The sequence below is a fragment of the Petropleomorpha daqingensis genome (assembly GCF_013408985.1).
GTDB classification, from domain to species: domain Bacteria; phylum Actinomycetota; class Actinomycetes; order Mycobacteriales; family Geodermatophilaceae; genus Petropleomorpha; species Petropleomorpha daqingensis.
On record NZ_JACBZT010000001.1, the window covers coordinates 3,093,743 to 3,114,102 of the forward strand.

22 protein-coding genes are annotated in these 20,360 nt (G+C 74.7%); 12 read left to right on the top strand and 10 right to left on the bottom strand.

What is annotated here, in order from left to right; translation table 11 throughout:
- Positions 1–86: 86 nt before the first annotated feature.
- From GGQ55_RS15360 to GGQ55_RS15370, 3 genes are read right to left on the bottom strand one after another with little or no spacing between them, the layout of a single operon-like run.
- Positions 87–866 (bottom strand): enoyl-CoA hydratase/isomerase family protein, encoded by a 780-nt coding sequence (locus GGQ55_RS15360; RefSeq protein WP_179718132.1) that lies wholly within the window; start codon positions 864–866, stop codon positions 87–89.
- On the bottom strand, positions 867–1,793 hold the full coding sequence (gene ypfJ / locus GGQ55_RS15365; protein ID WP_179718134.1) for a KPN_02809 family neutral zinc metallopeptidase: 927 nt from the start codon (positions 1,791–1,793) through the stop codon (positions 867–869).
- 41 nt (positions 1,794–1,834) lie between these two features.
- Positions 1,835–3,370 (bottom strand): FUSC family protein, encoded by a 1,536-nt coding sequence (locus GGQ55_RS15370; protein WP_179718136.1) that lies wholly within the window; start codon positions 3,368–3,370, stop codon positions 1,835–1,837.
- Positions 3,371–3,421: 51 nt separating this feature from the next.
- Here GGQ55_RS15370 and GGQ55_RS15375 point away from each other — a divergent pair, with 51 nt between their 5' ends.
- Positions 3,422–3,868 (top strand): nitroreductase family deazaflavin-dependent oxidoreductase, encoded by a 447-nt coding sequence (locus GGQ55_RS15375; protein ID WP_179718138.1) that lies wholly within the window; start codon positions 3,422–3,424, stop codon positions 3,866–3,868.
- A 10-nt stretch (positions 3,869–3,878) separates the two neighbouring features.
- Here GGQ55_RS15375 and GGQ55_RS15380 read toward each other — a convergent pair whose 3' ends face one another.
- Positions 3,879–5,240: an MFS transporter gene (locus GGQ55_RS15380; protein WP_179718140.1), complete on the bottom strand. Its 1,362-nt coding sequence runs from the start codon at positions 5,238–5,240 to the stop codon at positions 3,879–3,881.
- Positions 5,241–5,342: 102 nt separating this feature from the next.
- On the opposite strand from GGQ55_RS15380, the gene GGQ55_RS15385 reads away from it, so the two are divergent.
- A complete protein-coding gene (locus tag GGQ55_RS15385) occupies positions 5,343–6,143 on the top strand; it encodes an SDR family NAD(P)-dependent oxidoreductase (RefSeq protein ID WP_179718142.1) in 801 nt (266 codons plus the stop codon).
- Here GGQ55_RS15385 and GGQ55_RS15390 read toward each other — a convergent pair.
- Both GGQ55_RS15390 and GGQ55_RS15395 read right to left on the bottom strand, forming a co-directional pair.
- Entirely contained in the window at positions 6,140–7,111 is a 972-nt protein-coding gene (locus GGQ55_RS15390) for an aldo/keto reductase (RefSeq protein ID WP_179718144.1), read from the bottom strand. The two genes, GGQ55_RS15385 and GGQ55_RS15390, sit on opposite strands and share 4 nt — an antisense overlap.
- Before the next feature lie 44 nt (positions 7,112–7,155).
- Entirely contained in the window at positions 7,156–7,890 is a 735-nt protein-coding gene (locus GGQ55_RS15395) for a class I SAM-dependent DNA methyltransferase (RefSeq protein ID WP_179718146.1), read from the bottom strand.
- Between the two features lie 77 nt (positions 7,891–7,967).
- Between GGQ55_RS15395 and GGQ55_RS15400 the strand changes: the two genes are divergently transcribed.
- Positions 7,968–8,849, top strand: coding sequence for a hypothetical protein (locus tag GGQ55_RS15400; RefSeq protein WP_179718148.1), 882 nt, complete (start codon positions 7,968–7,970; stop codon positions 8,847–8,849).
- On the opposite strand, the gene GGQ55_RS15405 is transcribed toward GGQ55_RS15400, so the two are convergent.
- Together GGQ55_RS15405 and GGQ55_RS15410 are read right to left on the bottom strand one after the other, a co-directional pair.
- On the bottom strand, positions 8,846–9,907 hold the full coding sequence (locus tag GGQ55_RS15405) for a winged helix DNA-binding domain-containing protein (RefSeq protein WP_179718150.1): 1,062 nt from the start codon (positions 9,905–9,907) through the stop codon (positions 8,846–8,848). The genes GGQ55_RS15400 and GGQ55_RS15405 overlap by 4 nt on opposite strands.
- Positions 9,904–10,443, bottom strand: a complete 540-nt coding sequence (locus GGQ55_RS15410; protein ID WP_179718152.1) for a GNAT family N-acetyltransferase — start codon at positions 10,441–10,443, stop codon at positions 9,904–9,906. The genes GGQ55_RS15405 and GGQ55_RS15410 overlap by 4 nt, the downstream gene beginning before the upstream one ends.
- A gap of 30 nt (positions 10,444–10,473) precedes the next feature.
- On the opposite strand from GGQ55_RS15410, the gene GGQ55_RS15415 reads away from it, so the two are divergent.
- From GGQ55_RS15415 to GGQ55_RS15445, 7 genes are all read left to right on the top strand, one after another.
- On the top strand, positions 10,474–11,052 hold the full coding sequence (locus tag GGQ55_RS15415) for a class I SAM-dependent methyltransferase (RefSeq protein WP_179718154.1): 579 nt from the start codon (positions 10,474–10,476) through the stop codon (positions 11,050–11,052).
- Between the two features lie 113 nt (positions 11,053–11,165).
- Complete coding sequence (locus tag GGQ55_RS15420; protein ID WP_179718156.1) at positions 11,166–11,387, top strand: three-helix bundle dimerization domain-containing protein; 222 nt, start codon at positions 11,166–11,168, stop codon at positions 11,385–11,387.
- 11 nt (positions 11,388–11,398) lie between these two features.
- A complete protein-coding gene (locus tag GGQ55_RS15425) occupies positions 11,399–11,824 on the top strand; it encodes a DUF1801 domain-containing protein (RefSeq protein WP_179718158.1) in 426 nt (141 codons plus the stop codon).
- 36 nt (positions 11,825–11,860) lie between these two features.
- Positions 11,861–12,181 carry a DMT family transporter gene (locus GGQ55_RS15430; protein ID WP_179718160.1) on the top strand — a complete coding sequence of 107 codons (321 nt, stop codon included), beginning with the start codon at positions 11,861–11,863 and terminating at the stop codon, positions 12,179–12,181.
- Entirely contained in the window at positions 12,181–13,359 is a 1,179-nt protein-coding gene (locus GGQ55_RS15435; protein ID WP_246324596.1) for a type III PLP-dependent enzyme, read from the top strand. The genes GGQ55_RS15430 and GGQ55_RS15435 overlap by 1 nt, the downstream gene beginning before the upstream one ends.
- Before the next feature lie 32 nt (positions 13,360–13,391).
- The gene (locus tag GGQ55_RS15440; RefSeq protein WP_179718165.1) at positions 13,392–15,011 is read left to right on the top strand and encodes an ABC-F family ATP-binding cassette domain-containing protein; all 1,620 of its coding nucleotides are present in this window, start codon (positions 13,392–13,394) and stop codon (positions 15,009–15,011) included.
- Positions 15,012–15,047: 36 nt separating this feature from the next.
- Positions 15,048–15,425 carry a hypothetical protein gene (locus GGQ55_RS15445; RefSeq protein ID WP_179718166.1) on the top strand — a complete coding sequence of 126 codons (378 nt, stop codon included), beginning with the start codon at positions 15,048–15,050 and terminating at the stop codon, positions 15,423–15,425.
- 73 nt (positions 15,426–15,498) lie between these two features.
- Here the strand turns inward: GGQ55_RS15445 and GGQ55_RS15450 are convergent, their stop codons facing one another.
- A complete protein-coding gene (locus GGQ55_RS15450; RefSeq protein WP_179718168.1) occupies positions 15,499–16,332 on the bottom strand; it encodes an alpha/beta fold hydrolase in 834 nt (277 codons plus the stop codon).
- 150 nt (positions 16,333–16,482) lie between these two features.
- Positions 16,483–17,712 (bottom strand): amino acid deaminase/aldolase, encoded by a 1,230-nt coding sequence (locus GGQ55_RS15455; protein WP_246323822.1) that lies wholly within the window; start codon positions 17,710–17,712, stop codon positions 16,483–16,485.
- 106 nt (positions 17,713–17,818) lie between these two features.
- On the opposite strand from GGQ55_RS15455, the gene GGQ55_RS15460 reads away from it, so the two are divergent.
- Positions 17,819–19,135 carry a D-arabinono-1,4-lactone oxidase gene (locus GGQ55_RS15460; protein WP_179718170.1) on the top strand — a complete coding sequence of 439 codons (1,317 nt, stop codon included), beginning with the start codon at positions 17,819–17,821 and terminating at the stop codon, positions 19,133–19,135.
- A complete protein-coding gene (locus GGQ55_RS15465; RefSeq protein ID WP_179718172.1) occupies positions 19,128–20,357 on the top strand; it encodes an MFS transporter in 1,230 nt (409 codons plus the stop codon). The genes GGQ55_RS15460 and GGQ55_RS15465 overlap by 8 nt, the downstream gene beginning before the upstream one ends.
- Positions 20,358–20,360: the final 3 nt, after the last annotated feature.

Genomic DNA, 20,360 nt, shown 5'->3' on the forward strand with positions numbered 1-20,360 from the left:
GTGCGCCCGGCGGGGACGCCGTCGTGGGGCCCTGGTACCCGGACGAGTGACGGCGGCAAACCGGAACAGAGCCGGTCACACCAGATTCATTGCGTCCAAGGGAATTGCGGAGGCCGGCGCTCGGCGAAGGCGGCCACGCCCTCGGCGAGCTCGCCGCTCGCGATCGTCTCGCGGTACCAGCGGGCCACCTCGGCCTCGCCGTCGCCGCCGGTGGTCAGCGCCGCGAGCACCTCCTTGGTCGCCCGCTGGCTCAGCGCCGAGCGCGAGGCGAGGACGTCGGCGAAGCGGTGCACCTCGTCGTCCAGGTCCGTGACCGGCACCAGCCGGTCCACCAGGCCGACCCGCAGCGCCGTCCCGGCGTCGATCAGCTCCCCGCTGAACAGCAGGTACTTCGTGGTGGCCGGCCCGACCAGGTCGAGGAGGGCCTTGGTCGAGGAGGGGGCGTAGACGACGCCGACCTTGGCGGGGGTCACCCCGAAGACGCCGGTCGGGTCGGTGAACCGCAGGTCGCAGCAGGCGGCGAGCTCCACGCCGCCGCCGATGCAGTGCCCGCGGATCGCCGCGACGGTGGGGTGCGGGAAGGCGCGGAGCGCAGCCTGGGCGGCGAGGTTGTCGCGCCGGACGTCGGCCATCGGGTCGTCGGGATCGGGACCGCTCAGCAGGTCGGCGATGTCGGCGCCGGCGCAGAACGACGGCCCGGCGCCGGTGACCACGAGCACCCGCACGCCGGCGTCGTCGGCCAGCCCGGCCAGCAGCTCGGGCAGGGCCGCCCACATGCCGGCGGTCATCGCGTTGCGCTTCTCGGGCCGGTCGATGGTCAGGACGGCGACCGGCCCGTCCCGCTCGACCCGCAGCAGATCGCCCACTCAGCCCAAGTTATCGGTGCCGAACGTGTCGCACTGGTTGGGGTCGCCGGACTGGTAGCCGGTGGAGAACCACTTCTGCCGCTGGGCCGACGTGCCGTGGGTGAAGCTGTTCTGGTCGACCCGGCCGCCGCCGAGGTTGCGCTGGATGAAGTCGTCGCCGATCCGCGAGGCGGCGTCGAGGGCGCGGTTCACGTCGTCCTGGGTGACCTCGGTGATCAGCGGCTGACCCGTCTCGGTCGGCACGGTGGTCGCGTGGTTGGCCCAGACCCCGGCGAAGCAGTCGGCCTGCAGCTCGAGCCGGACCGACCCGCTGGTCGGGCCGGTGTCGCCGGGCTGCACCTGCGCGTTGGTGCCCAGCAGGTCCTGCACGTGGTGGCCGTACTCGTGGGCGAGCACGTACGCGTCGACGAACGTCCCGCCCTCGGCGCCGAACTGGGTCTTGAGGTCGTCGAAGAAGGTGATGTCGATGTACACGAGCTTGTCGGCCGGGCAGTAGAACGGCCCCGATCCGCTGCTCGCCGCGCCGCACTGGGTCTGCACCTGGCCGGAGAAGAACACGGTGTCCACGCGCTGGTAGCCCGGGACCTGCTGCTCCCAGAAGTCCTGGATGGAGTTGATCTCGGCCACCGCCGCGCACTGCACGTCGCGGTTGGCGTCGGCGCCGGTCTTGCAGTCCTGCTCCAGCTCGCTGTTGTCCGCCGAGCCGCCCTGGTCGATCGCCGGGAAGCCCGGGACCGCCGCCCCGGAGCCGGTGCCGGTCCCGCTGCCGCCGCCGAGCACGTTGATCAGGATCACGACGATCACGCCGATCAGGCCCAGGCCGCCGCCCCCGACGGCGATGCCGCGGCCCCCGAAGCCGCCCCCGCCGCTGCCACGGATGTCGGTGACGTCCGACGTGTCGAGGTCGGCACCCTCGTTGAACCTCATCTGGCCTGGCTTCCCTGATCACCGCGCGGGAAACGCGCGTCTCACCGTAGGTCGGCGTGGATGGCCGCGGCCACCTGCGCGGCCAGTTCGTGCTCGTCCTGCGCCCGGGTCGCGAGCAGGGTCCAGCCGAGGTCGGCGGTGCGGCGGGAGCGGCGCAGCCACACCGGGGTCCCCGGGGCGGGGGAGAGCTCGGCTCGTGCGCCGGTGGCGACCTCGTACAGGGCCACGAGCGCGTCGCGCAGGGTGCGGTCGCCGACCTCGCCTCCGGCGGCCGCGACGACGACGGCGCCGGTCCGGCTCACCGCGGCGGGCAGCCGGCGGCTCGAGGCCCGGCGGAAGAGGAGGAAGCCGGCGACCAGCGCGACCACGATGCCCACCACCGTCTCGGCCAGCCGGGTGCCGATCAGCTCCGGAACCGGCCGCGCCGGGTTGCCCACGTGCACGAGCAGCAGAGCGAGCGGGGTGATCGCCGAGACGGCGAGCACGTACTGGAAGGCGATGAGCAGCTCCACGGTCATCTGCAGCAGCCCGACCAGGAGCACCTGGACGCCGACCGGCAGGTGCAGCGCGAGCAGCCCGGCGGCGATCGCGATGCCGAGCAGGGTGCCGATGGTGCGGTGCGCGGCGCGGGCGCCGGTGGCCCGGACGTCGGCGCCGAGCAGCACCGCGACTGCCGTCGTCGACGCCCAGTAGGAGCTGGACAGCCCGAGCGCCACGGCGAGCAAGCCGGCCGCGGCCGCGGCGAGACCGGCGCGCAGCGCGCCCGGCAGCCAGGGGGCCGTCCACCGGTCGCGCGGTTCGGCCACCCGTTCCAGCCGCGCGGGCTCCAGCGGGATGTCGCCGTGCGGCAGCGCACGGAAGAACCGCTCCTCGATCGCGAGCAGGTCCGGCGCCAGTGACGGGCGGCGCCGCGAACCGTCGGCGACCGCGGCGTGGGCCACCCGGACCGCGTGCGCCGCCGGGTCCGGCCGGCCGGTGGGATGGGTGCCGCGCTCGGCGGCGTCGACCGCGGCGTCCGCGGCCGCCACCGCCCGCCGCTCGGGGCCGGCCGGGTCCCAGAGCCACGGCAGCATGCAGACCAGCCACGACAGCAGCACCCCGCCGAGCGCGGCGAGCAGGTGCGGGCCGAACGCGCCGGGCCCGGCGCCCAGCGCGCTGGCGCCACCGCCCACGAGGACGACGCCGAGCGGTCCCGGCGGCCCGATCCGCCAGATCGCGGTCGCCGCCGAGGCCGCCGCGACGAGCAGGCCGAGCACCGGCGCGAGCAGCAGTGCGTGCGATCCGACGAGCGTCCCCAGCGCGAAGGCCACCAGCAGCGCGGCACCGACCCCGGCGACGACGATCGCGCGGCGGCGGAACGGCAGTGCGTGGCCGTAGATCGCGGTGAACCCGGCCAGCCCGGCCGCCGACCCGAGGTCGGGCCGGCCCAGCGCGACCCCGAGCGCCAGCGGCAGCGCCACGCACGCGGCGGCGGAGACCGCGCGCCGGCCGGCGGTGTTCCAGAGAGCCCGCGGCCCGGGGAGCGAGGGGCCGAGCACCCGCCGGGCGAGGTCGGGGGAGGGCCGCACGACGGCCATTGTCCGCCGTCCCCTCTGCCGACCCGGGACGGCCGACCTAGATTCGCACCCATGCCCCTCGAAGGTGAGTACGAGCCCAGCGCGCAGCAGTGGGTCCGCGACCAGGTCGCCCGCTACGAGGAGACCGGCGGGCGCGAGGCCAACACCCTCCGCGACACCGGCCTGCCGATCGCGATCTTCTGGACCCGCGGTGCGACGTCCGGGAAGGTCCGCAAGAACGCGCTCATGCGGGTCGAGAACGGCGGCGCGTACCTGATGGTCGGCTCCCAGGGCGGGGCCCCCACCGACCCCGCGTGGGTGAGCAACGTGCGCAAGGCCCCCGACCAGGTCACGGTGCAGGACGGCCCGGAACCGTGGGACGGCGTCGCGCGCGAGCTGACCGGCGAGGAACGCGACCAGTGGTGGGCGCGGGCCGTCGAGGCCTACCCGTCCTACGCCGACTACCAGGAGAAGACCGACCGGGTCATCCCGGTGTTCCTGGTGGAACGCGCCGCCTGACCCGCGGCGCTCAGGCGGCCTTCACCTCGTCGCGCTCCTCGACGACGTCCTCGACGCTGGCGTGCGGCTTGGGCATCAGCAGCAGCGCGATCATCGAGACCACCGCGCAGCCCACGATGTACCAGGAGATCCCGGTCGAGGACTTCGTGGCGGCGAAGATCGCCGTCGCGATGAGCGGGGCCGGGCCGCCGGCCACCACCGAGGCCAGCTGGTAGCCCAGGCCGGCGCCGCTGTAGCGCACGCCGGTGCCGAACGTCTCGGAGATCAGCGCCGCCTGCGGGCCGTACATGATGTCGTGGATCGCCAGCGACAGCACGATCGCCAGCAGGACCAGCCCGCTCTCCTCGGTGTTCAGCAGCCCGAAGTACGGGAACGCGAAGATCGCGATCCCGACGACCCCGATGCCGTAGACCAGCCGTCGGCCGAAGATGTCGGACAGGAACCCGAATAGCGGCACGGTGATGAAGCCGAGCGCGGCCGCCACGAGGACGTCGTTGAGCAGGTCGTCGCGCTGGAGCGACAGGGCTTCCGTGCCGTAGGTCAGCACGAACGTGATGAACAGGTAGAAGGGCGCCTGCTCGGCCATCCGCACGAACGCCGAGGTGATGATCGCCCGCGGCTGGGTCTTGATGACCTCCCAGACCGGCGCCTTGACGACCGCCTTCTGCTCGCGCACCCGGCGGAAGTGCGGTGTCTCGAGCACCGAGAGCCGCACGTACAGCCCGATCGCGATGAGCACGACGCTGAGCAGGAACGGGATGCGCCAGCCCCAGGTCTCGAAGAAGTGCTCGCCACCGACGCCGGAGACGATCCGGACGGCGGCGGTCGACAGCAGCAGGCCGATCGGCACGCCGAGCTGGGGGAGGCTGGCCATGAAGCCGTGCCGCTTGCGCCGGCCCCACTCCATCGACATGAGCACCGAGCCGCCCCACTCGCCGCCGACCCCGATGCCCTGCAGGATCCGCAGCAGGGTGAGCAGGATCGGCGCGGCGACGCCGATGGTGGCGTAGCCGGGCAGCACGCCCATGAGCGCGGTCGCCGCGCCCATCAGCGAGAGCGTGGTGATCAGCGCGCCCTTGCGGCCCAGCCGGTCGCCGTAGTGCCCGAAGATCGCCGCGCCGATGGGACGGGCGGCGAACCCCACGAACTGGGTCGAGAACGCCAGCAGCGTGCCGGCCAGGGCCGACGACTCCGGGAAGAAGACCGACGGGAAGATCAGCGCCGCCGCGGTTCCGTAGAGGAAGAAGTCGTACCACTCGATGGTCGTGCCGACCGTGCTGGCGACCGCCGCCTTGGTCCGCTGCGACCGGCTCGAGGTGCCCTGCGCCCGTAGCCGTGCCTCGGCCGGGTCGGTCGTGGCATCCGTCGTCATGGCAGGAGTTCCTTCCGTGGGCCGTCGGGTGTGCCGTAGATCACGCTGCGCCTGCTCGGGCGAGCGCGCAAAAGGAAGACGGGTCTGCGAAGGTCCTCGCCCGTGACGGCGTTGGTGACCGGCGGTGGATCGGGGGTCGGCCGGGCGATCGCGCTCGCCCTGGCCGAGGAGCGGCCCGTGGCGGTGCTCGGCCGGCGGGCCGCGCCGCTCGAGGAGACGGTCGCGGAGATCGCCGGGCGTGGTGGCCGCGCTCTCGCCGTCGCGGTGGACGTCACCGACGACACCGCGCTGGCCGCGGCGGTCGCGCGGGTGGAGGCGCAGCTGGGACCGGTCGACGTCCTGGTCAACAACGCCGGGTCCGGGGGCGCGCCCGCCCGCCTCTCCGACGGCGACCTCGGCCCGCTGCGCTCGGTGCTGGCCGTCAACCTGGTCGCGCCCGCCGTCCTCAGCGCGCTCGTGCTGCCCGGGATGGTGGCCCGGGGGGCCGGCCACGTCCTGAACGTCACCAGCCTGCAGGGCTCGCGGACGTTCCCGGGCTACGTCGCGTACGGGGCGTCGAAGGCCGGGCTGATGCGGCTCACCGACTCGCTCGCCGCGGAACTGGCCGGCACCGGGGTCGTCGTGGTCGACCTGAGCCCGGGGCTGGTCCGCACCGACATGACCGCGGAGCCCGAACTGGCAGCACTGCTCGCCGACGTCCCGGACGACGAGTGGTCACCGGTGGCGCGCGTCGCCGAGAAGGCGGTCGCGCTGGTCTCGGGCCGCTACGACGTCCTCGCCGGGCGGTTCGTGCACGCCGAGGACGACCTCGACGCGCTCGTGGCCGCGCTGCGCCCGGAGGACGACGACGCCCGCCGGCTCCGGATGACACCGATCGCCGGCGGGGACCCGCTCTTCGACTAGAAGCCGACCACCGGGTGGGGGGTGTAGGGCTCCTCGAGCCGGGCGATCTCCTCGTCGGTGAGCCGGACGTCGACGGCGGCCACCGCGTCGTCGAGGTGGTGGTCCTTGGTGACGCCGACGATCGGCGCGCTGACCACCGGCTTGGCCAGCACCCACGCGAGCGCCACCTGGGCGCGGGGGATGCCGCGCTCGCGGGCGATCTCGGCGACCCGGTCGACGATCGCGCGGTCGCTGCTCTCGTCGTAGAGGGTCTGGCCGAAGCGGTCGGTGTCCGACCGGGCGGTCGACTCCTCCCAGTCGCGGGTGAGCCGGCCGCGGGCCAGCGGGCTCCACGGGATCACGCCGATGCCCTGGTCGGCGCAGAGCGGGTGCATCTCCCGCTCCTCCTCGCGGTTGAGCAGGTTGTAGTGGTCCTGCATCGAGACGAACCGGTGCCAGCCGTGCTCGCCGGCCAGGTGCAGCGCCTTGCTGAACTGCCACGCCCACATGGACGAGGCGCCGAGGTAGCGGACCTTGCCGCTCCGGACGGCGGAGTCCAGCGCCTCCAGCGTCTCCTCGATCGGCGTCTTCGGGTCCCAGCGGTGGATCTGGTACAGGTCGACGTAGTCGGTGCCGAGCCGGCGCAGGCTGTCGTCCAGCTCGCGCAGGATGGCCTTGCGGGACAGCCCGGCGCCGTTGGGCCCCGGGTGCATCCGGCCGTGCACCTTGGTGGCCAGGACGACGTCGTCCCGGTTGGTGAAGTCGCGCAGCGCCCGGCCGGTGATCTCCTCGCTGGACCCGTCGGAGTAGACGTTGGCGGTGTCGAAGAAGGTGATCCCGCTGGTCAGCGCCTTCTCGATGAGCCGGCGGCTGTCCTCCTCGCCGAGCGACCACGGGTGGTTGCCCCGGTCGGGCTCGCCGAAGCTCATCATGCCGAGACAGATGCGGGACACCTCGAGGCCGGTGCTCCCCAGACGCGTGTACTCCATGCCCCCAGCCTTCTCCGCGGCCTCGTGCGGTGCCACCGCGGGGGTCAGGCCCGGCGGTAGACCGACACGTGCGAGCGGGAGTCGGCCGTGAACTCGCCGCCGGCCCAGTCGGAGGACCGCGACTCGAGGACGAAGCCGGCGATCCTGGCCATCAGGTCGAGCTCGGCCGGCCACACGTAGCGGTGCGGGCTGCGGAACAGCCGCGCCTGCGAGCCCTCGCCGAAGCGGACGTGGTGCGAGACGACCCGCTGGTGCAGGACGTCGTAGGTGTCGAACCCGACGTAGCCCGGTTCGGCGGCGAAGACGGCGGCCTCGGTGCCCGGCGGGAGCCGCCGCAGATCGGGCACCCACAGCTCGACCACGAACCGCCCGCCGGGCCCGAGGTGCCGGGCGGCGTTGGCGAAGCAGGCGACCTGCTCGTCCTGGCTGAGCAGGTTCGAGATGGTGTTGTAGACGAGGTAGACCAGGGAGAACGTGCCCGCGGCCCGGGCGGTGGCCATGTCGCCGTGCACCACGGGGAGGGCGGCGTCGTCGGCCTTGGTGCGGAGCTGGTCGATCATCGGGCGGGACAGCTCGATGCCCGTGACCGGCACCCCGCGCCGGCGCAGCGGCACCCCGACCCGGCCGGTGCCGATCGCGAACTCCAGCACCCGGCCGCCGGCGGCCAGCTCGGCGAGGCGCTCGATGGTGGGTCCGAGCACCTCCGGGGCGAACATGCCGGTGCCCGGTGTGTCGTAGGCCTTCGCCGTCTCCTCGTCCCAGAGGTCGTCGGTCCGCACGGTGCGGACCCTCGTCGGCCACGGCCCCGGCGTCCACCGGTTTCCCGGGAGTCGGTGGCTCGGTGCAGGGTGGCGGCATGGACATCGGCGCCGCTGTCTCCTTCGTGACCGGATCGGCCCGGCTGCTCGACCGGCGCCGGCTCGACCTGCTGCTGGGCATCGGATCGCCCCAGGCGGTGCTGGCCGCCCTCGACGGCTACGCGAACCCGGACGGCGGATTCGGGTGGGGGCTGGAGCCGGACCTGCGCGGCCCGGAGAGCCAGCCGGCCGGCGCCATGCACGCGCTAGAGGCGCTGGTCGAGGCCGCCGCCGTCGACAGCCCGCGGGTGCCGTTGCTGCTCGACTGGCTGCAGCGGCACACCCTGCCCGACGGCGGGCTGCCCTTCGCGCTGCCGATGCGGGACCCGACAGGGACGGCGCCGTTCTGGGCCGGGGCCGATCCGACCCGGTCGGCGCTGCAGACGACCAGCCAGGTCGCCGCGCAGGCGCACCGGCTCGCCCGCCACCGCGCCGACGTCGCCGGGTCCCCGTGGCTGCGCACCGCCACGGACTACTGCCTGGCGGCGATCGGCGGCATGGAGGGCGCCCCGCCGGCCCACGAGCTGCTGTTCGCGATCCGGTTCGCCGACGCGGTGCACGGCGTCGTCCCCGAGGCCGACGACCTGCTCGACCGGCTCGGCCGGCACCTCCCCGCCGACGGCACGGTGCCCGTCCAGGGCGGCTCGGCGGGCGAGGCGCTGCGGCCGCTGAGCTTCAGCCCGGAGCCGGACGGCGCCTCGCGGCGGCTGTTCGCGCCCGGCGTGATCGAGGCCGATCTCGCGCGGGTGGCGGGGGAGCAGCAGGACGACGGCGGCTGGCGGGTCGACTTCACCGCGTACTCGCCGATGGCGGCGGTCGAGTGGCGCGGCTACGCGACGGTCGACGCGGTCTGCGTCCTGCGGCGCAACGGCGTCGCCTAGGGGAGTCGGGCGGCCTGCTCCTCGATGGCCGCGGTCAGGGCCGCGTCGAACGCGGTGAACGGCTCGGCGACCACCCGGCGCTTCGCGCCGGAGCCGACCCGGCCCCAGGTGCCGACGATCTGGCCGCGGTGGACGACGGTCGGCCGGAACATGCCGTTGCCGCCAGGGACGATCCGCTCGGAGAACTGCGGGTCGAGGGCGGCGCTGCGGTCGGCGTAACCGAGCACGAACTCGTCGAAGCCCGGGAGCAGGAACAGCCCCCGGGCCTCGTCGCGGACCTCGTCGAGCACGGCGGGCGTGGCCGGGTCGAGCAAGTGTTCGGTGCCGTCGACGTCGAGCGCGGCCAGCCGCTCGCGGACGGCGGCGAGCCCGCGGCGGACGTCGGTCAGGCCGAGCCCCGCCCAGCGTGCGAGGTCGGCGACCGTGGCCGGGCCGTGGCCGCGGAAGAACCGCAGCGCCAGCTCGGCCAGCGCCTCGTCGCGGCCGAGCCGGCGAGGTGCGGTGATCCACTCGTCGGTGAGCACGAACAGCTGCTCGCGGCCGTCGGTCGGGCCGAGGCAGAGCGTGCCGGTCTGGGCCAGGTACCAGAGCAGGTGGTAGCCGCGCTGGCCCGTCGTGACCACGCCGCCCTTCTCGAGCACCTCCAGCAACCCGCTGCGGGGCAGCCGCCCGCCGCCGGTCAGCGCCTCGAGCGCGACGTCGCGGGCGCGTTCGGTGTCCGCCTCGGTCAGCTCGAGCTGCTGCCGTCGCCGCGCCGCGCCGGCCAGCACCCGCGGGCCGCAGAGCTCCAGGAGCCAGCCGAGGTCCTCGGCGGCGACCAGGTGCAGCGTGCCGCGCATCGGCCACGACCGGACCACCTCGCCCGCGTCGAGCGCCGCCGTCACGTCCTCCCGCGTGCCGTCGTCCACCCGCAGCGCGACCGAGGTCAGCGCACCGGGGTAGTCCTGGGCCTGGACCGCGGTGAGCCGGCGGACGGCCGCGGTGGCCGTCGGCAGCGGCGGCCCGGCGATCCGCTGGGCCACCAGGCGCAGCAGCGCCACCTCCGACGGCTCGGTCACGCGTCCCCCCTCGTCCAGCGCACGAAGACGATGCCCTCCGCGTCGGGCTCCTCGCTCAGCGGCACGAACCCGGCGGCCGCGGCGGCCGCCCGGCTCGCCGCGTTGTCCTCGTCGATGCCCAGCAGGAACTGCTCGACGTCGGCCACCTCCGGTGCGGCGACCAGGGCGCGCAGCGTCGCCCGGCCGATCCCGCGGCCCCAGCGTGCGGGATCGACCACGTACGCCGAGCCCATCGCCCGGCCGGGGTGGACGGCGAGCACCTCCTCGCGGGCCGGGTCCCACACCGCCCAGCGGTCGTAGACCTCCCCGCCGACGTGCGCGACCGCCGCGCCGTCGTGGTCCAGGGCGAGGAAGGAGTGGGCGCGCAGCACGGTCTTGCCGCGGAACGGCTCTCCCCAGCCGGCGTTCAGCAGGGCCAGCCCGCGCACCGGCCAGTCGGGACCCCCGAGCCGACGGCGGACCTCGGGGTGCTCGAACCACGGCTGCACCGCCGGCAGGAGTTCCGGCGTGAAGGGCACGAGGCGGACGGCGGACACCGGGGCAGGGTCGCACCCGATACTGACGCGATGCGGGCTGCGGAGTGGGACGAGCGGTACGCCGAGCGCCGGCAGTGGTCGGCCGCGCCGAACGCGCTGGTGGCGTCGCTGCTCGCCGACCTGCCGTCCGGGGACGCCGTCGACCTGGCCGCGGGGGAGGGGCGGCACGCGCTGTGGCTGGCCGAGCGCGGCTGGCGGGTCACCGCGGTCGACTTCTCCGCCGTCGGACTGGAGCGGGGACGCGAGCAGGCGACCGGCGACCGCGTGACCTGGGTGCAGGACGACGTCCTGACCTGGACCGCGCCCGAGAGCTCGGTCGACCTCGTCCTCGTCGCCTACCTGCACCTGCCCGAGCCGGAGACGACGGCGCTGCTGCGCCGGGCGGTCGGCTGGCTGCGCCCCGGCGGCCGGCTGCTCGTGCTCGGCCACGACGCCGACAACGTCGCGCACGGGGTCGGCGGACCCCAGGAGACCGCGATCCTGCACAGCGTCGAGCGGCTGGCACCGGTCGCGGAGCTGCTCGCCGTCGACCGGCTGGAGCAGGTGCGCCGGGAGACGCCCGAGGGCGTCGCGCTCGACACGCTGCTCTGGGGACGACGCGCCGCCTGACAACACGCCGTTGGACCTTGGTCCCTGGCGTCACAGGCGCCCCATCGGTCATCGTGTCCGTGTCGTGATCCGGAACGGATCGGACCCCCTGTCCCCGTCGCGAAGGACCGCCCATGACCTCGGTGCTCCCTCCCGCCCTCGACCCGTCCGCCGACGTCTCCGTCGAGAGCGCGGTGGCCCGGCTGGCCGAGGAGTTCAGCGAGCGGCTGCGCCCGCAGCTGATCGTGCGGGTCGTGCGGGAGAGCCGGCGCGATCTCGGGGGCTCGCCGATCGGTGCGATGCCGGAGCTGGTGGAGCGCCTGGCGCGCTACCGCCTGCTGGAGAAGGTCGCCTGAGCGCCGCGACGGTGCCCCACGAGATCGAGGCCTGGTTCGCCGCGGCCGGCCCGCGTGAGGCGGAGCTGCGCCGGGTCGACGCCCTGGTGACGGCGGCCGCGCCCGGCATCGACCGGCAGCTGGTCCCGGCGGGCAGCGGCCGGATGCTCGGCTACGGGCTGATGCCGTACCGGCCGCGGTCGGCCAAGGAGACGACCACGACGCCGCTGATCGCGCTCGCGGCGCAGAAGCGGCACCTGTCGCTGTACGTGTGCGCGGTGGTGGACGGCGGCTACCTCGCCGAGACCCGGGCCGGCCGGCTGGGGTCGGTGTCGTGCGGGAAGAGCTGCATCCGGTTCACGTCGCTGGACAGGGTCGACGCCGAGGAGCTGTCGGCCGTGGTCCGGGACGCCGTGGCCGCGACCGCCGACGGGCGCAACGCCTTCGCCGCCGTCTGACGTATCTGCGGGCCGCCGCGCACGCTCCGAGCGGGCATGGTGTTCCTGGTGGTCACCGTGGTGGCCGACGTGACCGGCGTCGTGCTGCTGGGCAAGGCGCAGGGCTTCGAGCGGCCGGGACCGCTGATCGGCGGGGTGCTCGCGCTGCTGCTGGGGTTCGTCCTCTTCTCGTTCGCGACCAGGACGGTGCCCGCGTCCCTGGCCAACGCGGTGTGGGCCGGGGCGAGCATCGTTCTCGTGGTCCTGCTCGGCCGGGTCTTCCTGCGGGAGACGATCACCGCGCCGCAGTACGTGTGCCTCGGCCTGATCCTGGCCGGCACGGTCGGCATCTACCTCCTCGCCCGCGAGCCGGCGTGATGGTCAGCGTCACGGCCGCGACCTCCGCCGTCCCGACGCCGGCGGAGCTGGGTCTCGACCTCGCCGCGGTGGACGTCCCGGCGCTCGCCGAGCGGCACGGCACGCCGCTGCTCCTGCTCGACCCGGCCCGGGTGGCCGAGCGCTACCGGGTGCTGCGCCGGGCGCTGCCGGACGTGCGGCCGTACTACGCGGTCAAGGCGCTCTCGCACCCGGCGGCGCTGGCCGCGCTCCGCGACGAGGGCGCCTGCTTCGACGTCGCCTCGCCGGCCGAGGCGGCGCTCGTGGCCGGGCTGGGGGTCGCGCCGGACCGGTGCATCTACACGCACCCGGTGAAGAAGCCGGCGGACGTCGCGGCCGCGGTGCGCGCCGGCATCCGGACCTTCGTCTTCGACGGCGAGCGCGAGCTGGCCAAGTTCGCCGGTCTCGAGGACGACGTCGAGCTGCTGCTCCGGCTGCGCTACCGCTCGCCGCACGCCCTCATCGACCTGTCCTACAAGTTCGGCGCCGACCCCGGCGACGCCGTCGACCTGCTGCACGCCGCGCAGCGCCGGGGGCTGCGGGTCACCGGCCTGTCGTTCCACCCGGGCAGCCAGCTGTGGTCGGTCGAGCCGCTGGTCGAGGACATCCGGCACGCGGCGATGCTGCTCGACTGCCTGGCCGGCCTGGGCATCGACCTGGCGGTGCTCGACATCGGCGGCGGGCTGCCGGTGCCCTACGACGCCGCCGTCCCGCACCTCTCCGGGTTCGCCGCCGCGGTCGCCGAGGAGATCCACCCGCTGACCCGGCGCGGGATCCGGGTCATCTCCGAACCCGGACGCTTCCTGGCGGCGCCCGCCGTCCTGGCCGTGGCCGCCGTCGTCGGGGTGGCCGAGCGCGGTTGCGTGCCCTGGTACTACCTGGACGACGGCGTGTACGGCAGCTTCTCGAACGTGCTCAGCGACCACGTGCACCCGACCGTCCACGCGTACCGGGCGGTGACGGGGGAGGACCGCCGCGACGCCGTCCCCAGCGTGCTGGCCGGCCCCACCTGCGACAGCACCGACGTGATCACCACGACCGCGCTGCTGCCACCGCTGGAGGTCGGCGACCTGGTGGTCGCGCCGAACATGGGCGCCTACACCACTGTCACGGCCTGCGAGTTCAACGGCATCCCCAAGGCGCCGGTCGTCGTCCTCTGAAACCCGGTTGCCCGCGCCGGGAGGATGACGTCGTGGGTTCGGTCGACGTCTCCGGTGTGCGGCACACCCTGCCCGGCGGGCGGGTGCTCTTCGATGACGTCTCGTTCCGGGTGGGGGACGGCGTCCGGGCCGCGCTGGTGGGCGAGAACGGCGCGGGCAAGACCACGCTGCTGCGGCTGATCGCCGGTGACCTCACCCCCGAGGCCGGCACCGTCGCGCGCAGCGGCGGGCTGGGCGTGATGCGGCAGTTCATCGGCTCGGTGCGCGACGACACCACGGTGCAGCGCTTCCTGGTCGACCTCTCGCCAGCCGCCGTCCGCGCGGCGTGGGACGCCGTGGAGGCCGCCGAGCTCGCGCTGATGGAGACCGACGACGAACCGGCGCAGCTGGCCTACGCCGCCACGCTCGCGCAGTGGGGCGACGCCGGCGGCTACGAGGCCGAGGTCACCTGGGACACCGTGACGACGGCGGCGCTCGGCGTGCCGTACGAGCGGTGCAAGTACCGCGAGCTGTCGACGCTGTCCGGCGGCGAGCAGAAGCGGCTGGCGCTCGAAGCGCTGCTGCGCGGGCCGGACCAGGTGCTGCTGCTCGACGAGCCGGACAACTACCTCGACGTCCCGGGCAAGCGCTGGCTGGAGGAGCGGCTGCTCGAGACCCGGAAGACGCTGCTGTTCGTCAGCCACGACCGCGAGCTGCTGGCCCGTCTCGCCGACCGGGTGGTCACCGTCGAGGGCGGGACGACATGGGTGCACGGCGGCGGGTTCGCGACCTACGCCGAGGCGCGCACGGCGCGGCACGACCGCATGGCCGAGGTGCGACTGCGCTGGGACGAGGAGCACCAGCGGCTGATCGACCTCGTGCGCACGCTGCAGCAGCAGGCGAAGGTGTCCGAGGCGATGGCCGCCCGGTACCGGGCGATGCAGACGCGGCTGGCCAAGTTCGAGGAGGCCGGCCCGCCGCCGGACCGGCCGCCGGAGCAGAAGGTGGCGATGCGGCTGCGCGGCGGGCGGACCGGCGTCCGGGCGGTGATGGCCGAGCAGCTCGAGCTGACCGGGCTCATGCAGCCGTTCGACCTGGAGATCTGGTACGGCGACCGGGTCGGCGTCCTCGGGGCCAACGGGGCCGGCAAGTCGCACTTCCTGCGGCTGCTCGCCGGGGACGACGTCCGGCACACCGGGGCGTGGCGGCTCGGGGCGCGCGTCGTCCCCGGGTTCTTCGCGCAGACCCACGCCCACGCCGACTGGCTCGAGCTCACCCTGGTCGACCTGCTCTGGCACGGCGAGCCGGGCCGCCCGGGTGTCGACCGCGGCCGGGCGATGGCGGCGCTGCGCCGCTACGGGCTGGCCGAGCAGGGCGACCAGCTGTTCCGGACGCTGTCGGGCGGGCAGCAGGCGCGCTTCCAGATCCTGCTGCTCGAGCTCTCCGGCGCGACGCTGCTGCTGCTCGACGAGCCGACCGACAACCTCGACGTGATCTCGGCCGAGGCGCTGGAGGAGGCGCTGGTCGCGTTCGACGGCACCGTGCTCGCGGTGACGCACGACCGGTGGTTCGCCCGCTCGTTCGACCGGTTCCTCGTCTTCGGCGCCGACGGCCGGGTCTACGAGTCGACCGACCCCGTCTTCGACGAGACCCGGGTCCAGCGTGCCCGGTGACCTTGACTGTCTGGGTGGCCTGACGGACGCTCGGGTATGGACGTCGAGGCGCTGGAGAAGGAACTGACGCTGCCGGCTGCGGTCGCCCGGTTCGAGGGCCTGCGGCTGCGCGACTCGCTGGCCGACCCGCCGCTGAACCACGACGAGACGCTGGAGCTGCTGGCCCTCGGCGAGGTCATCGCGCGCAAGAGCGGCTACGGACGGCAGCTCACGGTGCGCTCGGCCCGGACCGCCGGGGCGTCCTGGGCCGCGATCGGGCGCGCGCTGGGCACCACCCGGCAGTCGGCGTGGGAGGCGCACCAGCGGTGGATCGACGGCCAGGCCGCGCAGCACGGCGAGGTCGGGCAGCTCGGTTTCGACGAGGAGGAGGCCGCTGCTGCCCGGGAGCTCGCCGGGCCACCCCTCGCCGAGTGAGCAGTTGCGGTCGCCGACACGCGGCGGCGCGCCGGGGTGAGCGGCCGCAACTGCGCACTCGGGCGGCGGTCGGTCAGTCGCGCACGAAGTCCAGCAGCGCCGGGTTGACCACCTCGGGGTGCGTCCAGGCGACGTTGTGCGGGCCGCCCTCGACCGTGACGACGGTGAGGTCCTTCATGAGCGCAGGCAGGCGGGCCGCGGTCGCCGAGTAGGGCAGGATCCGGTCGGCGTCGCCGTGGATCAGCAGCGTCGGGACGTCGATCCGGGCGACGTCCTCCCGGAAGTCGGTGAGCCACGCGTCCACGCAGTCGTGCGCGGCCAGCGGTGACATCGCGAGCGCGGTCACGAAGGCCGCCTGGCAGGCCTCGTCGCTGATCCGGGTCCCGCGGTAGGTGTCGACGTTGAAGAAGTTGTCGAAGAACGTCGTGAAGTAGGCCGGCCGGTCGGCCAGGACCGCTTGCTTGATGCCCTCGAACACCGAGCCGTCGACGCCCTCCGGGTTGTCACCGGTCTTGAGCAGGAACGGCGGGACCGCCCCCATCAGCACGGCCTTGCGCACCCTGTCGGAGCCGTACCGACCCAGGTAGCGGGTCACCTCGCCGGTGCCCATCGAGAAGCCGGCGAGCACGATGTCGGACAGGTCGAGCGCGTCGAGCAGGACCTTCAGGTCGGCGGCGAAGGTGTCGTAGTCGTAGCCGGTCGAGGGCTGGCTCGACCAGCCGAACCCGCGCCGGTCGTAGGTGATCACCCGGAAGCCGTTCTGCAGCAGGAGCCGCTCCTGCTTCTCGAACGAGCGGCCGTCCAGCGGGTAGCCGTGGATCAGGACCACCGGGCGGCCGGATCCGTGGTCGTCGAAGTGCAGGACGACGTCCTGGCCGTTCTCCTGACCCACCGTGATGCGTGGCATGTGCGTGTCTCCCCTGCTCAGAGCCTGCTGGGGAAGCGCGGGCCGGGGCGGGGACGACGCTGGCCGAGGGCCGGTCGACGCTTCCGGGACCCCGACCACGCTCGTGTCGATGGCCCATCCGAGCCAGGGCCGAACGGCCCGGCCCGTCGATCAGCCGAAGGCCTTGCCCTCGCCCCGGTAGGTCGGGACGACGTCGCCGACCGCGTCGCCGGCGACCAGGTGCAGCTCGTCGACGTGCTCGCACAGCTCCCCGGCCTTGGCGTGCCGGAACCACACCCGGTCGCCGATCCGCAGCCCGTCGGCCGGCGCCCCGCGCAGCGGCGTCTGCACCTCGCCGGCGCCCTCGGACGGGACGAGCTTGAGCCCGGCGGGGTAGGTCGGGATCGGCACCCGGTCGGGGCCGGCCGGTCCCGAGGCGATCCAGCCGCCGCTGCCGACGGTGACGAGTCCGGGCGCCGGGCGGCGGGTCACGGCCAGGGCGTACAGCGCCGCCGGCCGGCCGCGGAACGCGCGGTAGCCGTCGAAGAGGCCGGGGGAGTACAGCCCGGAGCCCGCCGCCAGCTCGGTCACCGACTCCTCGGCCGTCGTCCGCTCGAGGCTGCCGGTGCCGCCGCCGTTGACGAACTCCAGGGGCGCGACCGCGCGCACCGCCGCGACCGCCTCGGCCCGGCGGCCGGCCAGCTCCCGCGCGGAGAGCTGCTGCATCCCGCGCACGGCGATCCCGCGCACGGGGCGGCCGGGGGGCGCGTCGCCGACGCCGGCGATCTGCGCCTCGTAGGCCATGACGCCGACCAGCCGGAACCCGTCGCGGCCGGCCACCGCCCGGGCCAGCGCGGCGGCGTCCTCGGCGGTGTGCATCGGCGACCGGCGCGCGCCGACGTGCACCCGGCCGCCCGCCGTCCGCCACGAGGCGTCGAGGTCCAGGCAGATCCGCAGCGCCGGCCGCGTCGAGGCCGGGACGACGGCGTCGAGGAACTCGAGGTGCTCGACGGAGTCGACCATCAGGGTGATCCGCGCGGCCGCGGTCTCGTCGTCGGCCAGCCGCCGCAGGGCCGCCCGGTCGGCGGTGGGGTAACCGAGGACGACGTCGGTGCTCACCGGGTCCGGCCCGCCGGCCAGCCAGAGCGCCTCGCGCAGCGTGTAGGCGAGGATCCCGGCGAAGCCCGGCCGGTCCAGCACCCGCCGCAGCACCGCCCGGCTGCGGACGGACTTGCTGGCCACCCGGATCGGCTTGCCGGCCGCGCGCCGCAGCAGATCGCCGGCGTTCGCGTCGAGGGCGTCGAGGTCGACGACGGCGAAGGGCGGGTCGAGGTCTGCGGTCGCCCGGTCCAGCCGCCGCGCCTCCCCGGGTTCGACGTCAGGACGCGTCATCGTGGCCATGATCGGCAGCGTGCTGGGCCGACCTGGCCCGGGTCAACCAGGCACGAGCGTTGACCTGCGGCCGTCGGGCGTGCTGGAGTGCGGCGCCGTGGACGAGGGAGGCGGGATGACCCAGGTGCTCAGCAGCGAGCGCACCCGGTGGCGGAACTGGGCGGGCAACCAGCAGGCCGAGGTCGACGTCGCGCATCCCGCGTCGGCCGAGGAGGTCGCCGAGCTGCTCACCAGCGGCCGGAGGGTGCGGCCGATCGGCAGCGGGCACTCCTTCACCGCCGTCGGTCGCCCGGACGACGTCCAGCTGGTCGCCGACCGGCTGACCGGCATCCACGACATCACCGACGACGGGCTGGTCACGGTCGGCGCCGGGACGCCGCTGCACCGGCTCAACGCCGAGCTGTCCCGCCGCGGCTGGGCGATGACCAACCTCGGCGACATCGACCGGCAGACGATCGCGGGCGCGCTGTCCACCGGCACCCACGGCACCGGCGCGCGCTTCGGCGGCCTGGCCACCCAGCTGCGCGGGCTGGAGCTGGTGACGCCCGCCGGGGAGATCCTGCGCTGCGACGCGGAGCGCAACGCCGACGTCTTCACCGCCGGCCGCGTCGGCCTGGGAGCGCTCGGGGTCCTCACCGCGGTGACCCTGCAGGCCGTGTCGGCCTTCGCGCTGCACGCGGTCGAGGGCCCGGGCACGCTCACGCACGCGCTGGCCGAGTTCGACGAGCTCATGACCTCGACCGACCACGTCGAGTTCTACTGGTTCCCGCACACCGACGCGATCCTGCTCAAGTGCAACACCCGCGTCCCCCTGGACGAGGGGATCGACCCGCTGCCCCGGTGGCGGTCGGTCTGGGACGACGAGGTGCTCTCCAACGTCGCCTTCGCCGGGGTGATCGCCGCCGGCAAGCGGGTGCCCGCGCTGGTGCCGCCGCTGGCCCGGTTCTCCGCGAAGGCGCTGGGCGCGCGGGCCTTCACCGACCACGCGCACCGGGTGTTCGTGAGCCGGCGCCGGGTCCGGTTCCTCGAGATGGAGTACGCGGTGCCGCGGGCCGACGCGCCCGCCGTCCTCGCCGAGCTGCGCCGGGCCCACGAGGCGAGCGACTGGCGCGAGGCGTTCCCGGTCGAGGTGCGCGTGGCCGCGGCCGACGACATCCCGCTGTCGACGGCATCCGGCCGCGAGAGCGCCTACATCGCCGCGCACGTGCCAGCGCACACCGATCCGGGCCCGTGGTTCGCCACGCTGGAGAAGATCGCCGGGGAGGTGGGCGGCCGCCCGCACTGGGGCAAGCTGCACGGCCTGGACGCCGCGGTGCTGCGGGAGCGCTACCCCCGGTTCGAGGAGTTCGTCGCCGTCCGCGACCGGCTCGACCCCACCGGGGTGCTGAGCAACGAGTACCTGGACCGGGTTCTCGGCCCGGCCCGTGGCTGACGCGACGACCGCCCTCGCCGCCCCGCCCACCCGGGCGTGGACGGTCCGGTTCGCCTTCGCCTGGCTCGGGCTCTGGGCGGCGCAGCTCGCGCCGGTGCAGCTGCTGCTGCCCCTGCAGCTCGAGGACGTCGACGCGGCGCACAAGGTCCGCGACTTCGGACTGGTCAACGGCGCGGCCGGGATCGCCGCGCTGGTCGCGCTGCCCGTGTTCGGGGCGCTGTGCGACCGCACGCGCAGCCGCTTCGGCCGCCGCCGGGTGTGGGTCGCGGGGGGAGTGGCGGGCTTCGTCGTCGGGCTGCTGCTCACCGGCCTGGCCGGCAGCTGGCCCACCGTCATGGCCGCCTGGGTGCTCGCCCAGCTCGGCATGTACGCGGCCATGGCCGGGCTCACCGCCACGATCGCCGACCAGGTGCCGCCCGAGCACCGCGGCGCCGTCTCGGCCGCCGTGTACGGCCCGCAGGCGCTCGGCATCGTCCTCGGCCTCGGCCTGATCACCGCTCTGAACACCGGCGTCGGCGCGAGCTACGCCCTCCTGGCCGTCGTGCTGGCGCTGGCCGCGCTGCCGTGGCTGCTGCGCGCCCGCGAGGCCGCGCCGGCCGCCGTCGAGCGCCCGCGGTCGGTCGCAGCCGCGCTGCGGGCCACCTGGATCGCACCGTCCCGGCACCCCGACTACGCCTGGGCGTTCGCCGGCCGGCTGCTGGTCAACCTCGGCAACGCCCTGGGGACGACGTACCTCCTGTACTTCCTCACCGACGGGCTGCGGGTCGACGACCCCGAGGGGTCGCTGCTGATCCTGACGCTCGTCTACCTGGTCGCCACGGTGGTGGCGACGTGGGGTGGCGGCGTCCTGTCCGACCGCACCGGCCGGCGGCGCATCTTCGCCGGGGCCGCCGGGCTGCTGCAGGCGCTGGCCTGCGCGACGCTGGTGATCGCGCCGAGCTGGACCGCCACGCTGATCGCCGGTGTCCTGCTCGGCCTCGGCTACGGCGCCTACACCTCGGTCGACCAGGCGCTGGTCACCCAGGTGCTGCCGGATGCCTCCGCGGTCGCCGGGGAGCTCGGGGTGATGAACGTGGCGGCCGTCGTCCCGCAGGCGCTGGCACCGCTGCTGGCCGCGCTGGTGATCGCCTCGCTCGGCGGCTACGGCGTCCTGTTCACCCTCGCCGGGCTGACCACGGTGCTCGGCGCCGTCTCCGTCGCCCGCATCCGCTCCGTCCGCTGAGGT

Bases quoted from the DNA above. Each gene is read 5' to 3' on its own strand.
- ypfJ (WP_179718134.1), bottom strand. From the start codon at position 1,793: ATGAGGTTCAACGAGGGTGCCGACCTCGACACGTCGGACGTCACCGAC.
- GGQ55_RS15400 (WP_179718148.1), top strand. From the start codon at position 7,968: ATGGACATCGGCGCCGCTGTCTCCTTCGTGACCGGATCGGCCCGGCTG.
- GGQ55_RS15450 (WP_179718168.1), bottom strand. From the start codon at position 16,332: ATGCCACGCATCACGGTGGGTCAGGAGAACGGCCAGGACGTCGTCCTG.
- GGQ55_RS15370 (WP_179718136.1), bottom strand. From the start codon at position 3,370: ATGGCCGTCGTGCGGCCCTCCCCCGACCTCGCCCGGCGGGTGCTCGGC.
- GGQ55_RS15430 (WP_179718160.1), top strand. From the start codon at position 11,861: ATGGTGTTCCTGGTGGTCACCGTGGTGGCCGACGTGACCGGCGTCGTG.
- GGQ55_RS15415 (WP_179718154.1), top strand. From the start codon at position 10,474: ATGCGGGCTGCGGAGTGGGACGAGCGGTACGCCGAGCGCCGGCAGTGG.
- GGQ55_RS15420 (WP_179718156.1), top strand. From the start codon at position 11,166: ATGACCTCGGTGCTCCCTCCCGCCCTCGACCCGTCCGCCGACGTCTCC.
- GGQ55_RS15380 (WP_179718140.1), bottom strand. From the start codon at position 5,240: ATGACGACGGATGCCACGACCGACCCGGCCGAGGCACGGCTACGGGCG.
- GGQ55_RS15455 (WP_246323822.1), bottom strand. From the start codon at position 17,712: ATGGCCACGATGACGCGTCCTGACGTCGAACCCGGGGAGGCGCGGCGG.
- GGQ55_RS15390 (WP_179718144.1), bottom strand. From the start codon at position 7,111: ATGGAGTACACGCGTCTGGGGAGCACCGGCCTCGAGGTGTCCCGCATC.
- GGQ55_RS15445 (WP_179718166.1), top strand. From the start codon at position 15,048: ATGGACGTCGAGGCGCTGGAGAAGGAACTGACGCTGCCGGCTGCGGTC.
- GGQ55_RS15375 (WP_179718138.1), top strand. From the start codon at position 3,422: ATGCCCCTCGAAGGTGAGTACGAGCCCAGCGCGCAGCAGTGGGTCCGC.
- GGQ55_RS15460 (WP_179718170.1), top strand. From the start codon at position 17,819: ATGACCCAGGTGCTCAGCAGCGAGCGCACCCGGTGGCGGAACTGGGCG.
- GGQ55_RS15435 (WP_246324596.1), top strand. From the start codon at position 12,181: ATGGTCAGCGTCACGGCCGCGACCTCCGCCGTCCCGACGCCGGCGGAG.